Source organism: Opitutia bacterium, from assembly GCA_016217545.1.
GTDB lineage: Bacteria > Verrucomicrobiota > Verrucomicrobiia > Opitutales > Opitutaceae > Didemnitutus.
This window is the reverse complement of the sequence record JACRHT010000012.1, coordinates 22,957-36,322: the sequence shown is the minus strand read 5'-3', so window position 1 is coordinate 36,322 and position 13,366 is coordinate 22,957. Positions and strand designations below refer to the sequence as shown.

9 protein-coding genes are annotated in these 13,366 nt (G+C 65.5%); 2 read left to right on the top strand and 7 right to left on the bottom strand.

Annotated elements, in window-relative coordinates:
- Window positions 1-150 precede the first annotated feature (150 nt).
- Window positions 151-675, top strand: coding sequence for a hypothetical protein (locus HZA32_07270; GenBank protein ID MBI5423871.1), 525 nt, complete (start codon window positions 151-153; stop codon window positions 673-675).
- 58 nt (window positions 676-733) lie between these two features.
- On the opposite strand, the gene HZA32_07265 is transcribed toward HZA32_07270, so the two are convergent.
- A complete protein-coding gene (locus tag HZA32_07265; protein ID MBI5423870.1) occupies window positions 734-1,375 on the bottom strand; it encodes a response regulator transcription factor in 642 nt (213 codons plus the stop codon).
- Complete coding sequence (locus HZA32_07260) at window positions 1,372-2,898, bottom strand: response regulator (protein MBI5423869.1); 1,527 nt, start codon at window positions 2,896-2,898, stop codon at window positions 1,372-1,374. The genes HZA32_07265 and HZA32_07260 overlap by 4 nt, the downstream gene beginning before the upstream one ends.
- A 251-nt stretch (window positions 2,899-3,149) precedes the next feature.
- On the opposite strand from HZA32_07260, the gene HZA32_07255 reads away from it, so the two are divergent.
- Window positions 3,150-3,680 carry a hypothetical protein gene (locus HZA32_07255; GenBank protein MBI5423868.1) on the top strand — a complete coding sequence of 177 codons (531 nt, stop codon included), beginning with the start codon at window positions 3,150-3,152 and terminating at the stop codon, window positions 3,678-3,680.
- Window positions 3,681-3,923: 243 nt separating this feature from the next.
- Here the strand turns inward: HZA32_07255 and HZA32_07250 are convergent, their stop codons facing one another.
- The 5 genes from HZA32_07250 to HZA32_07230 all read right to left on the bottom strand — a co-directional run bounded on the left by HZA32_07250 (window position 3,924) and on the right by HZA32_07230 (window position 13,124).
- On the bottom strand, window positions 3,924-5,561 hold the full coding sequence (locus tag HZA32_07250) for an acyl-CoA carboxylase subunit beta (GenBank protein MBI5423867.1): 1,638 nt from the start codon (window positions 5,559-5,561) through the stop codon (window positions 3,924-3,926).
- Window positions 5,558-6,154 (bottom strand): hypothetical protein, encoded by a 597-nt coding sequence (locus HZA32_07245; GenBank protein MBI5423866.1) that lies wholly within the window; start codon window positions 6,152-6,154, stop codon window positions 5,558-5,560. Before HZA32_07245 ends, HZA32_07250 begins: the two co-directional genes overlap by 4 nt.
- Window positions 6,151-7,983 carry a hypothetical protein gene (locus tag HZA32_07240; GenBank protein ID MBI5423865.1) on the bottom strand — a complete coding sequence of 611 codons (1,833 nt, stop codon included), beginning with the start codon at window positions 7,981-7,983 and terminating at the stop codon, window positions 6,151-6,153. Before HZA32_07240 ends, HZA32_07245 begins: the two co-directional genes overlap by 4 nt.
- A 147-nt stretch (window positions 7,984-8,130) precedes the next feature.
- Window positions 8,131-9,405 carry a cobalamin B12-binding domain-containing protein gene (locus tag HZA32_07235; protein MBI5423864.1) on the bottom strand — a complete coding sequence of 425 codons (1,275 nt, stop codon included), beginning with the start codon at window positions 9,403-9,405 and terminating at the stop codon, window positions 8,131-8,133.
- A 215-nt stretch (window positions 9,406-9,620) separates the two neighbouring features.
- Complete coding sequence (locus HZA32_07230) at window positions 9,621-13,124, bottom strand: autotransporter-associated beta strand repeat-containing protein (protein ID MBI5423863.1); 3,504 nt, start codon at window positions 13,122-13,124, stop codon at window positions 9,621-9,623.
- Between the last annotated feature and the right edge of the window lie 242 nt (window positions 13,125-13,366).

The window sequence follows — 13,366 nt, the reverse complement described above, 5'->3', positions numbered from 1 at the left end:
CGCGAGTCCGGCCTCGCTTTTTTTGCGGTCGTTCGCCCGTGAAGCCGCCCCGTCCGTTGCACGCCTGTTCGTCGGGCTCTCTCGTCGCGCAAATCCAGCGGCCCAACGCCGCGGCGTCGACCCGGCCGCACGCCCCGCCAAATTGCCGCGATGAAGTTCTCATCGGCCGGCCTCGCGTTCTGTTTCGTTTCGTGCGCGTTCTCCTTCGCCCAAGCCCCGGTCACGAAGCAGCCATCGCCGTCCGCTTTGCCGACGGAGTCTGCGCAGTTCGATTTCTGGGTGGGGGAGTGGGACGTCACCGCGAAGAGCGGCAAGGTGGTCGGCCACAGTCGCGTTGAGAAAATCGCCAGCGGCTGGGGTCTGCTCGAGAACTGGGAATCACCCGGTCATCCGGGCAAGAGCATCAATGCGTGGAACCCTGCGAAAAAATGCTGGCAGCAGTTTTGGGTCGGCAGCGACGGCAGCATCCTCGAACTCCACGGCGGGCTCGCCGCCGACGGCAGTATGGTGATTCGCGGCCCGAGTCCCGGCCGCGCTGGCGGCACCGTGCTCAATCGCATCACCTACACGCCGAACCCCGACGGCACGGTGCGGCAACACTGGGGGATTTCCTCGGACGACGGAGCGACTTGGACCACGTCCTTCGACGGACTCTACCATCGCGCGGCAAAGTGAGCGGCAAGGACTGTCGCGGCCGTCGCCGTTCGGGATGCCGGCGACACCCGGCCCTCGCTCACGCTTGGATCAGCCCGCGGCGGATCGCGTAGCGCACGAGGTCGGTCTGCGTTTGCAGGCTGAGCTTGCGCATCAGGTTCGCGCGATGCGTCTCGGCGGTGCGCGCGCTGATGAAGAGTTTCTCGGCGATCTCCGCCGCGCCGAGTCCTTCGGCGGCGAGCTGCATCACTTCGCGTTCGCGCGGCGAGAGCGTGTTGTAGGGATCGCTCGAGTCCGGCGTCTTCACTGCGAGCGCCGTGATCGCCCACTCCGTGAGCGGCGCGCTGAGGAAACGCCGGCCGGCGAGCACCTCTTGCGTGGCCTTCACGATCTCTTCGGATTCCGAGCCTTTCAGAATGTAGGCCGAAGCGCCGCTGCGTAGCGCCTCGATGACGTAGGGCTCGTCGTTGTGCATCGAGAGCACGAGCACCTTCGTGTTCGGGCTGCAGATGCGGATCTGGCGCAGCGCCTCGAGGCCGTGCAGGCGGGGCAGCGAAAGATCGAGGAACAGGACGTTCGGCTTCAGCTTTTCCGTTTGCTGGACGGCGGAAAGGCCGTCGGCCACTTCGGCCACGATTTGGAAACGTCCGTCGGCTTGCAGCACGCTGCGGACGCCGCGGCGCACGATCTCATGGTCGTCGGCGAGAATGACGGTGGTCATGATGGCGAAACGGGCAGGGGGAACTCGGCGGTGATGCGCGTGCCGGCGCCGACGGTCGATTGCATCTCGATGCGGCCGCCTGCGAGGTTCACGCGCTCGCGCAAGCCGGCGAGGCCGAGCGAATCGGTCTTGGCCAGCGCGGCGGTGAGATCGAAGCCGCGGCCACGGTCGGAGATTTCGACGATCAGCTGGCGTTCGTCGTGCGTGATGGCGACGGCGGCTTGTTTCGCTTGGGCGTGGCGGGCGACGTTGGTGAGGGATTCCTGCACGATGCGGTAGACGACCGTCTCGAGTTCACCCGGCAGGCGTGCGGCCGGCAAGTCGGCGGCGAAGTCGACTTCGATGCCGGTTTGCTTGGTGAACTGCTTGAGGTGCCACTCGATCGCGGGCTGAAGGCCGAGGTCGTCGAGCACGCGCGGGCGGTATTGCTGCGTGAGCATGCGGACGTGCTCGAGCAGGCTGCTCGCGGTCGTCGTGGCCTCGACAAAATGCGCGCGCAGCGGCGCGTCGCCCGCGGCTTTCAGGCCCGCCTCGAGTTGGAGTTTCAACCCGGTGAGCAACTGCCCGATCTCGTCGTGCAACTCGCGCGCGATGGCGCGGCGCTCGTCTTCCTGGATGCGGAGGAGGCGGAGCGACAGTGCCTGCAACTCGCGCGTGCGGGCGATGACCTGCGCTTCGAGCGAGCGGTTGAGCGTCTCCAGTTCCTTTTGCAGCTGCGTGTTCTGCCGCTCGGCCTCGGCGTGGCGCAGGATGCTGTTGAGCGAGAAGACGACCTCCGTGAGGTAGTCGGGCTTCTGCAGAATGTAGTCCTGCGCACCGAGTTTGAACGCGGCGATCGTCGTTTCGCCGTCGTTGCGGGCGGAGACGACGATGACCGGCATGTCGGTCGTGTGCGAACGCAGCTGGCGCAGCACTTCGAGCGGTTTGTTCTGGTGCGGCGTCGGACCGACGATGACGGCTTTCGCGGGCGCGCCGATCGAGAGGAAGTGGTTCAGCTCGCTCGTCGTCGCGATGACCTGCAGGTCGAACTGCGGAGCATGGCGCGCGAGGAATTCACCGATGCTGCCCGGCAACGCGGCGGAGCCCTCGATCAGCGCGATAGTGTGCCGTCCCGCGACGGCGGCGGTCGATGGGCGTTTGCCGCGGGCCTCGGCGTGGCGCGCCTGCACGCGCTTCACGATGTCGACGAGTTGGAGAAATTGCGGGGAGGTTTTGTCGACGCAGTCGGCTGCGCCGGCGCGAAGCGCGCGGACGGCGAGATCGGTTTGGCCGTGACCCGTGACCATCACGACGGGCGTGGGGTCATTGCGCCGTGCGAGCTCGCCGAGGATTTGCAGGCCGTCCGTGTCGGGCAGCACGAGGTCGAGCAGCAGGATGTCGAAGCCGCCCTCGGCCATGCGTTCGAGGCAGCGCGTGCCGTTGGGCACGATTTCCAGCTCCCAGTCGGGTGCGAAATGCTCGACGTAGCTGCGCACGATGCCGGCGACATTGGGGTCATCCTCGGCGTAAAGGGCTCGGATCATGGGCGGCATCGTAGGCTTTGCAGGATTCATCGGCAAGGAGCCGCCTTACTTCAGAGGTGTTTACAAATGGCCCGCGTCTATCGGCGCAGGCGCGGCGAACTTGAGGAAAATCTTCCGGCACAGCGCGTTTCCCGGAAATCGCACCGGGGTCTCCCGCATCGGCCGCAGGAAACCCCCTAGCGGAAAAAACGAGGCCGCGACGCGTAGGCGCACGGATAATTGAAAATCGCGTTTTCGAGGATGCTGGTCGCATGACAACGACCCGCACCCTCCTCCGCTACGCCGCGCTCACCCTCGCGGTCGTCGCGACCACCCTTTCCGCCCATGCGGGTATCAAGAGCCCGCGCCTCCTCGCCAAGATCGCGCAGAACACCCCGGCTCCGGTCATCGTCGCCAAGGGCAGCGAGATGAAGCTCGCCGAGCAGGCCGCGAAGAACAACGGCGGCACCGCGCTCTGGGGCATCGGTCACTCGATGGAGCCGCTCTACGCGCCGGGCACCGCGGTCGTGGTCAAGGAAATCGCTTACGACGACATCAAGAAGGGCATGACCCTCGTCTACCGGAAGTCCAATGGCGGCCTCGTCGCCCACAGCGTGATCGATGAAGATCGCCGCGGCTACGTTGTCCAAGGCGTCAACAATGACGAAGCCGACGCGGTTTCCGTGAACGAGAAGAACATCGTCGGCGTGATCGTCGCCGCCTACAGCACGCAGGCCGGTGGCTTCCACCAGATGATGGCGATGGCCGGCAACACCAACGCGAAGACCGTCGCGATGCGCTGAACCGAAATCACCGCGCAAACAACCGGAACGCCAAAACCACTTTCATTTTAGGACTGACAGGTCCGTTGTCACAGGAGGCCGCGCAGGGGTGCGCGGCCTCCGCCTTTTTAGGAGCAGATGCGGGCACAAAGCGGCGCGAGCAAGCTCGCCGCCTACGAAAGACCGCAAATACCCGCAGCAAGGTAGGCGAGCGAGCTCGCTCGCGCCTCCTTGCACACGGCCCGCGAGGACGCGGACCCTCCCTCAAACCTGCAACACGCCGGTGTGGAAATTCGCGCTCGGGGCCGGACGACAGGCGAGGGCGAAGGCGCGGAGGAGCACTTCGCGGGTCTGGTGCGGTTGGATGAGCGCGTCGACCCAGCCGCGCGCGGCGCCGTAGCGGATGTCGGTTTGCTCGACGTAGCCGGCCTTCACCTGCGCGCGCAGCGCGTCGAGTTCCTCCTTCGTGCGCTCCTGCTTCGAGGACTTGGCGAGGATGTTGAACACGACGTCGCTGGCCTGCGCGGCGCCCATCACGGCGTATTTGCCGTGCGGCCACGAGAATATGAAGCGCGGGTCGAAGGCCTTGCCGCACATCGCGTAGTTGCCGGCGCCGAACGAGCCGCCGGTGATGACGGTGATCTTCGGCACGGTGGAGTTGCTGAGTGCGTTCACCATCTTCGCGCCGCTGCGAATGATGCCGCTCTGCTCGGCGTCCTTGCCGACCATGAAGCCCGACACGTCCTGCAGGAACAGCAGCGGCACGCGCGTCTGGTTGCAGTCCATGATGAAGCGCGCGCCCTTGTCGGCGCTGTCGGCGTAGATGACGCCCGGCATCTGCAGTCCGGCCGCGCCCGCGGCCTTCGACTGCACGCGCATGCGCTGGTTCGCGACGATGCCGATCGGGCGTCCGCCGAGCCGCGCGAAGGCGCAGACGATCGATTTGCCGTAGTCGGCCTTGTATTCATCGAGCGAGCCGGCGTCGACGAGGCAGCGGATGACGTCGCGCACGTCGTATTCCTTGCGGCCGTCGATACTCACCAGTTCATAAATCTTCGAGGCGGGGAATTCTGTAGCCGGGGTCGCTGACCCCGGGCCGGGCTCAGCGAGCCCGGCTACAGGTTCCGCCGGCAGGAGTCCGATCAGCGAGCGCAGCCGCTTCAGCGCCGCGGGGTCGTCCTTCTCCTTGAAATCCACCGTGCCGGAAATCTCCGCGTGCATCGCGGCGCCGCCGAGCGTCTCGGTGTCGGTTTCCTGGCCGATGGCGGCCTTCACGAGCTGCGGGCCGGCGAGGTAGAGGCCGCTGCCCTCGGTCATGAGGATCTTGTCGCAGAGCACGGGCAGATACGCGCCGCCCGCGACGCAGTTGCCCATGATGGCGGCGTATTGCGGGATGCCGGCGGCGGAGATGACCGCGTTGTTGCGGAAGATGCGGCCGAAGTCGTCCTCGTCGGGAAAAATTTCGTCCTGCATCGGCAGGAACACGCCGGACGAGTCCACGAGGTAGACGAGCGGCAGGTTGCACTCGAAGGCGATGCGCTGCGCGCGGAGGACTTTCTTGCACGTCATCGGGACGAACGCACCGGCCTTCACGGTGGCGTCGTTGGCGACGATCATGCACGGATGGCCGGCGATGTCGCCGATGCCGGTGACGACGCCCGCGCCGGGGAACGCGCCCCACTCGCGATACATCCCGTGCGCCGCCCAGAGACCGACCTCGACCCACGACTCCGGCGAATCGATCAGCGCCGCGATGCGCTCGCGGACGAAGAGACGCCCGAGCTTGTGCTGGCGCTCCTGCCCGGCCGCGCCGCCGCCCTCGCGGAGCTGGGCTTCCTGCTGCGCGATTTCATTGCAGCGGTCGAGGAGGGCGGGGGTGGTGGAAGGGGTGGTGGGTTTCACTTGTTGGTTTCTGCCTTCAGTTTTCTATCCCTCGCCAGCGCCTCTTGTTCGAGTTTCCGATACTTTGCGCGTTCTGCCTCACGAGCGGCCTTTTCATTTCGGATCTCAGCGAAGAGGGAAAGGTGGGAAAGTTCGCTCTCGAAGATGGAGAAAAATTCCTCGCTCCGTTTCCGGTATTCTTCACCCCATTGGCGCCAGGCGCCATCATACGAGATTGCGAGATAGTCGCTATCTAGCAGGAACAGGATTTTGAGAGTGTGCCCTCCTTGTGTGAATCTGACGGAGATGTTGTGCGAGTATGAGCTCCCAGCCGACGTTTCGTCCCATGCATAGGTTGCCTCATCGAGGAGCAACTTGCGCAACCTCGCCGCTCCCGCATCAGATAGCAGCGCGTAGGGGGTCTCGTCCCATTTCCAGTCTCCCTGAGTTCCGGACCGTTTTAGAAAGCAGGCTTCAACACGTGTTGCGGTGCGAAGCACTGCCATCGCCTCAGCACCACCGAAGAGCTCCATGACATTCTTCGGCTGCCCAGCGACCGCGGCGAGCACCGACACAATGGCGAAGAACGCTGCGAGAATAGATTTCATATTCATACCATCGGCCGGAATTTCCCGACCACGCCGGTGAGACATGCCGTGATTTGGCCGAGGGAGCAAACTTCGACGGTGTTCACGAGTTCGCCGAAAACGTTGCCGCCGTTGCGGGCGACGTTCTCCAATTTCTGCAGCGCGTCCGGCGCCTTCTTCGCGTTTTTCTTTTTGAAGGCTTTCAGGCGCTCGACTTGCAGGCGCTGTTTGCGCGGCGGTGTGCGGGCGAGGGGGACGTTCGGGTGGGCTTCCTCGGAAACGTATTTGTTGAGGCCGATGATCGGGCGCTGGTTCGAGTAGATCTGTTTCTCATAGGCGTGGCCGGCTTCCTGGATCTTGCTGCGCTGGTAGCGCTGCTCCATCGCGGCGATGACGCCGCCGAGCGTGTCCATCTCGCGGAAGACATCGAGGATGCCCTTCTCGACTTGGCGCTCGAGCGCGAGCAGACCGGGCGCGCCGCCGAACATGTTCATCATGTGTTTGAAGAGGCCGGACTCCTCGAGGATGATCGACTGGCCGTGCGAGGCGAGGAGCGCGTATTTCTCGGTCGGCGTGGTGAACGGCTCGTCGGCGGAGTTGGAGTGGCACGAATTGGTGTAGTTCATGTAGGCCAGCATCAGCTCGACGGCGGTGCGCGTGAGATTGTTCTGGAACTCCGCGGCGATGAGCGAGCGGCCGGAGGTCTGCGTGTGCAGCTTGAGGATTTGCGCCTTCGCGTCGGCGCCGAAGACGTCGCGCATCGCGATGGCCCAGATGCGGCGGCAGACGCGGCCGAGCACGAGGTATTCGACGTCGAGGCCGCAATCCAAGAAGAACGAGAGGCGCGGGCCGAACGCGTTCACGTCGGCGCTGCGCTGCTTGAGCAGCTCGACGTAGGTGAACCCGTTCGAGAGCGTGAACGCGGCCTGTTGCACGGGCGTCGCGCCGGCTTCGGCGATGTGGTAACCGGAGATCGAGACCGGATACCAGCGCGGCATGTTGGGCACGCACCACTCCATCATGTCGCCGAGGAAGCGCAGCGAGGCGTCGACGGGGAAGATGACTTCGTTCTGAGCCTGCACTTCCTTGAGCATGTCGGCTTGGATGGTGCCGCGGAGGTTCGGGACGCAGTCGGCGCCGAAGCGGCGTTTCGCGGCGGCGATGAACATTGCGAGGATGATCGGCGCGGGCGCGTTCATCGTCATGGAGACGGAGGCGTCCTTGCGCGTGAGGTCGAAGCCGTCGAAGAGGCGCAGCATGTCCTCGACCGTGTCGATCGCGACGCCGCCCTCGCCGACCTTGCCGAGCACGCCTTCGTGGTCGGAGTCTAGGCCGTAGAGCGTAGGGCCGTCGAACGCGGTGGAGAGGCGAATGCTCTTTTGGTTTCGCGAAAGGTATTTGAAACGCGCGTTCGTGTCCTCCGCGAGGCCGAGGCCGGCGAACAGGCGCATCGGTTCCTCGTTGACGGTGGCGTTGGGGTGGCGCGCGTTGACCTCAACGCGCGTGGAACTTTCGCTCGCGGTCGCGGCTTTGAGCGCGTTGGGGTCAACGCGCTCTACCTCGCGGTCGAGATACATCTCGCGATAGGCGGCGGTGGCGTAGGGGAACGAGCCGGGCAGTCCCTGGCCGAGCAGGTAGTCGGCGATCGCGCCGGGCTCGTCGGTGTCGGGCAACGCGAGGCGCGGGATCTTCGTGCCGGTGGGCGACGTGGTGTGGTCGACGCTCGCGCGGATTTTTTCCCAGCGGGCGCGGAGGTCGGCGGCGTAGGCGGCGTCGGTGCGCGCGCGCGCGACTTCGGCGCGGACGAAGGCGTTGTAGGTGTCGACGGAGTCGGCGATGCGACCGAGGGAAGGCATGCGGGCAGAAAGTTGGGAGTTGAGAGCTGAGAGTTGAGAGACGGGCGGCGTTGGAGGTAGGGCCGGACCGCTGGGCCGGCCGCTAGCGACGTTCGCGGCGGGCCCAGCGGTCCCGCCCTACCAGTGAAGACGCGTTCGCACGTTCGGTCATGCCAGTTTGAGCTGGCAGGCGGGTTCGCCGCCGGTGGAGAGGGTGAGGCCGCCGCGTTCGGCGAGGGCGCGGAAGAGGGAGTCGACGCCGGGATCGAAGTGCTTCGCGGCGGTGGTGGTGTGGAGGGTTTGGCCTTTGCCGTTGTAGTCGAGGCGGGCTTGGATCTCGGCCTTGGCGGTGTGGGCCATCGGGTGGTCGCATTTGTTCAGCGCGACGAAGTCGGCGCCGTTGAGCAGCGCGATCTTCTGCAGCTGGATGCGGCCGCCGTAATAGGGCGCGAGGACGAAGAGCGTGGCGTCGACGAGTTTTTTGCCGCCGAAGACGCCGAACGGGTCGCTCTCCTGGCCGACGCCGACGGACTCGACCAGAATCAGGTCGAATTCGCCGGACTTTTTCAGGATGTCGATCGCGGCGGGGGCGGCGGCGCTGAGGCCGGTGAGACTGCCCCGCGTGGCCATGGAGCGGAAGAAGACGCGGTCGTCCTGCGCGTAGATCGCGCTCACGCGGTCGCCGAGGATGGCGCCGTGGGTGTCGGGGTGGGACGGGTCGTTGGCGAGGATGGCGATGCGGCCTTGAGGGACATTGCGCAGGAAGCGCGAGGTGAGTTCGTCGATGAGCGTGGATTTGCCCGCGCCGCCGGGGCCGGCGATGCCGAGGACATGCGAGCGCTTGGCGCTCTTTGCTTTGGGGTAGGGCGCGACCGCTGGGCGCGCCGTTTTGGCCATTCGCGGCGGGCCCAGCGGTCCCGCCCTACCTTCAAACATGGCGGTTTCGGCGAGCGTGATGGCGCGGGCGAGGGCGCGGTCGCCCTTGAATTTGGCGTTGGGCTTCGCGTCGCGGGCATACTCGCGCTTGATGAGTGCCATGATGTCGTCGAGCGGCGTGCCGGCGAAGAAGATGCGATCGGTGCCCTGGCGCTTCATTACGCGTTCGTCGGCGAGCGTGATGGTGCCGCCGCCGCCGCCGAAGACCGGAATGTCGCCCGAGCCGAGGGCCTTGAGGCGGTCGACGACTTCCTTGAAGAAGACGATGTGGCCGCCGTTGTAGGAACTGAGGCCGACGACGTTGGCGTCCTCCTGGATGGCGGCGCGCGCGATGGTCGTGGCCGATTGGTGGTAGCCGAGGTAGATGACCTCGATGCCGTGGCGGGCGAGTTCGATGTTGATGGTCGTGACGGCGCTGTCGTGTCCGTCGCAGATCGGCACCGCAGTCAGGATGCGGAGCGGAGCGGCGTGGACAGCGGCAGCGCGGCGGGGGTTTGCGGCGGCCATAGTTTTGCTATGACATACGGCGGTGCGCACGGTGCGCAACCGCCGCGGAAGAACGGGGGGGAAATCGCAGAGTCGCTAATAGGGGGGTATGAGCGGCGAATGCCGTGCGCGGCGGAGGAACGTTCGAGTGTTTCGGGGCCGACGTGGAGGTGGCGGGCAAAAAGAAACGGCGGTCGCGGGACCGCCGTTTCGAGAGGGGAGAGTTCGCGGGGCGCTCAGGGTCGCTTGGCGCGGCGGCGGACCGCGTAGCCGACCGCAAGCAATCCGAAGCCGAGGAGCGCGTAGGTGGACGGCTCGGGGACGGGCGTGAAGTTGAGGAGGAGCTGGGTGTTGTTCGCGCCGCCGACGGAGAGACTGAAATAGCCGCCCTGGTAGGCGGTGAAATTGCTGACGTTCAGCACGAGGTTGCTGGTGCCGGTTTGGCCGTCGCCGATGAGGCCGGTGATCGCGGCGGGCGTGGTGAGCAGGGCGATGGAGGCGGGCGAGGAGAAGTCGGTGGTGAGGGCGCCGAGCACGTCGTTGGTGGCGGACCACGAGTTGATCTGAATGTTGAACGGGTTGATCGTGGTGGCGGTGATCGCGAAAGTGCCGGGGCTGGTGACGAGGATTTGGTCCCAGCCGGATCCGGCCGAGCTGGCGAAGTCGGAGATGTCGAAGCTGGCGGTGCCGCCCGACGCGAACGTGAGGGCGTTCGTGAAGGTGAGCGTGCCGGGCGAGTTGCCGGGGGCCAGGACGATGTTGGTGCCGACGGTGATGCTCTGGTTGAAGGTCGTGTTGCCGGAGAGCGTGCCGCCGTTCGTGCCGAACACGATGGGGTTGACGATCGTGGCACCGTTGGTGAAGCCGAGTTGTCCGCCGTTGAGGGTCACGGTGCCGGTGCCGAGCGGGCCGGAGACGAGGGAGTCGGAAACGAAGGTGGTGCTGGAGCCGGCGACGATTTTGCCGGCGTTGATGGTGGTGCCGCCGGAGTAGGTGCTCTGGCCGGTGAGGGTGAGCGTCTCATTGCCATTCTTCACGAGGGCGGCGCTGACGGGGATGACGGTGGTGTTGGACGAGGTGCGATCGGAGACGCCGCCGACGATGTTGGACTGGAGGGTGCTGGATTGAGATTGGTTGATGGTGAGCGTGGAGCCGGCGGCGAGCGTGATGTAGGAGCGGTCGATGCCGCCGTCGAAGGAGACGGGGTTGCCGCCCATGATACTGCCGATGACCGGGGCGGAGGTGGTGAACTGGAGGTCGGCGCCATCGGAGAGGCAGACCATCGAGTTCGCGGAGCCGAGGGCGGTGTTGGTGCCGGCGATGACGAGCGGCCTGGAGTAGGCGGTGAGGTCGAGGGAGGCGTTGTTGTAGTTAACGTAGCCGATCTCGAGTTCGGAGGTGGTGAGGTAGCGGTTGTCGCCGTTGAGGATGAAGGTGCCGTTGCCGACGAAGCGGAGTTCGTCCGGCGTGCCGCTGAGGTTGCCGTTCAGGGTGAGGCCGTTGTTCGTGTAGGAACGCACGCGATAGGCCGGGTCGTCCTTGTTCGTGGTGGAATAGGCGCCGAATTGCAGCGCGCTGCCGCCGCCGAAGGTGATGTTGTTGTGCAGGGTGAGGTTGCTCGCGGTGGCGATGCCGGCCATGTATTCGGCGTAGTAGCTGTTGACGTTGAGCGTGCCGGTGCCGAGCGGGCCGCTGACGATGGCGTCGCTGTTGGCTGTGGAGCTGGCGCCGAGCAGGAGGTAGCCGCTGTTGAGGCTGGAGCCGCCGGAGAAGGTGCTGGAGCCGCTGGTGAGTTCGACGACGCCGCGTTGGACGGGAGTGGTGCCGTTGCCGCCGATCTCGAGGGAGTTGACGTTGCCGGCCTGCAGCGGGCTGTCGATCGTAAGCCAGGATTTGTTGCCGACACCGGTGACGGAGAGGCGGCCGGAGTTCTGGCTCTCGGCGACGACGGGGGCCTTGATCGTGCCGGCGAGATGCACGTGCGAAGTGGTGCCGAGGAACAGGAAGCCCAAGCCGGACAAATCGATGGTGTCGGAGATGGTGCGGCCATCGGAGCTGCTGGAGTCGAAGCCGAGGATCGAGGTGGAGGCGTAGGTGCTGAGCCGCGCGATGAATTGCGTGGGCGAGATGCCGGTGTTTTCGGTGACCCCGGTGTAGGCATGGTCGTCCATCTGGAACTTGCCCACGCCGTTCGCGCCGAGATCCGGGAGGGCGTGCGCGGAATCGAGGACGACGATGGAGCGATCGTTGATGAGGGAGGAGGCGGCGGTGGCGGCGCCGACCGTGCTGTTATTGCCGCGAAAATAGACGGCGAGCGGGTCGTAGGGATTGGTGCTCTGGACGCGGATGCCGACGGGTTGGGTGAGGTTGGACTGCACGTAGAGCGTGCCGTCGCTGCCACCGAAGATGTAGGTGCCGCCGGAGGGCGGGGTGATCGCGCCGGTGAGCGTCGCATAGGTGCGCGAACCGATCCCGATGAACTGGGTGTGATCCGCGCTGAAGGCGCTGAGGTCGAGGGTGTCGGCGAAGGTCGTGGGGATGGAGGACAGGTCGGGATTGGTGTCGAAGCCAAGGGCGCCGTTGAAGCCGGGCTTGTCGGTGATGTGGGACAGGATCGTGGTCATGCCGCCGGAGAAGCCGGTCGAAATGTAGCCGCTGTTGACGGCGGAAATGGAGCCGGTGGCTGGGATCGATTCCGGCGTGTAGAAAATCACGCCCGCGCCGTCGGCGACCGTGCCGCCGGTGTAGGTGTTCTGGCCGGTGAGGACGGCGATCGGGGGATTTTGGTAAGCTTGATAGAACGAAATTTGGCCATCCCCGGAAAAATTGTTCAGGGGTTTGGTGAAGCGCATCGAGGTCGCTCCCGCGGTGGCGTTGTGGATGGCGCCGGCGATGAACAGCGCGCCTTCGACGCCGATCTTGACGGTCGTGTCGGTCTGCCGGGGCGTGATGTCGCCGTAGAGCGAAATGCCGTTGTCGTAGGAGTAGTTGCCGAGCGTGACGTTGTTGCCGAGGGAGATGGCGTTGTGGAGTTCGATCTCGGTGGAAGGGGCGGTGCGCAGGGCGGTGCCGTCGCGCAGGGTCAACGTGCCGGTGCCGACGGGGCCGCGCATCACGGAGCTGCCTTCGGTGGTCGAGCCGCCGTTGAGATAAATCGCGCCCGCCTGCACATCGAGGCCGCCCGAGAAGGTGCTGGAGGAGTTATAGAGGGCGAGGCTGCCCGCGCCGACCTTCGTCAGAGAGATGAAGCTGTCGTCCTCGTCGATCGCGCTGTGAACATAGAGGGTGGCATCGGAGATGTTCCAAGTCTGGTTCGCGAGGAGCAGAATGCCCGCGCTGACCGTGGTGACGGTGCCATTGCTGCCGTTGATCGTCACGCCGCCGGTGCCGATGCCGACGTTCGCTCCGTAGCCGGAGCCGAAATTGTAGGTCGGCGCCGGCGTGTTCAGGGTGATGCCGTGGACGTTGATGCTGGTCTGGAAGTCCACGTTCACCATGCCGTCCGACGACGGGACGCCGTGGCTGGCGCCGAAAACAAGATCGGTTGCGGTGGAGTTCGACACCGGCGCGTTGCCGCCGACCCAATTGCTGCCGAGGTTCGCGTTGGCGTTGGCGAACTGGTTGAAGAGGATAGTGGCTCCGCCGCCTGTCCACGTGTAGGTAACCGTCGTTTGCGCCAAAGCGGCGGCTGGCAGGAGTAGGGGCGCGAGGCGGCACAGCAAACGGATCACCGGTCTCATGGGCCGGTGGTATGCCACGGCGTGGCGTTGGTTCAACATTTTTGCAGAAACGACGGCAAACGAGCGCGCGCGGCGCGCTGGCGAAGAGCGTCGATTGCGCTAACCCCGGTCCCGCGGCGATTCCCGGGCGTGGGAAAAAAGCGGTTGGTCAACTGGAGTGGGCCGGAAGACGTAGCGTGCTTAAGTGCAGGCGGGGAGCGGTTTACGCGCATCGAAAAATCAAGGCACGGCCATTGCATCGC

Excerpts from the sequence above, each read along its gene's own strand:
- HZA32_07270 (MBI5423871.1), top strand. The coding sequence starts at position 151 with ATGAAGTTCTCATCGGCCGGCCTCGCGTTCTGTTTCGTTTCGTGCGCG.
- HZA32_07230 (MBI5423863.1), bottom strand. The coding sequence starts at position 13,124 with ATGAGACCGGTGATCCGTTTGCTGTGCCGCCTCGCGCCCCTACTCCTG.
- HZA32_07240 (MBI5423865.1), bottom strand. The coding sequence starts at position 7,983 with ATGCCTTCCCTCGGTCGCATCGCCGACTCCGTCGACACCTACAACGCC.
- HZA32_07255 (MBI5423868.1), top strand. The coding sequence starts at position 3,150 with ATGACAACGACCCGCACCCTCCTCCGCTACGCCGCGCTCACCCTCGCG.
- HZA32_07245 (MBI5423866.1), bottom strand. The coding sequence starts at position 6,154 with ATGAATATGAAATCTATTCTCGCAGCGTTCTTCGCCATTGTGTCGGTG.
- HZA32_07260 (MBI5423869.1), bottom strand. The coding sequence starts at position 2,898 with ATGATCCGAGCCCTTTACGCCGAGGATGACCCCAATGTCGCCGGCATC.
- HZA32_07265 (MBI5423870.1), bottom strand. The coding sequence starts at position 1,375 with ATGACCACCGTCATTCTCGCCGACGACCATGAGATCGTGCGCCGCGGC.
- HZA32_07235 (MBI5423864.1), bottom strand. The coding sequence starts at position 9,405 with ATGGCCGCCGCAAACCCCCGCCGCGCTGCCGCTGTCCACGCCGCTCCG.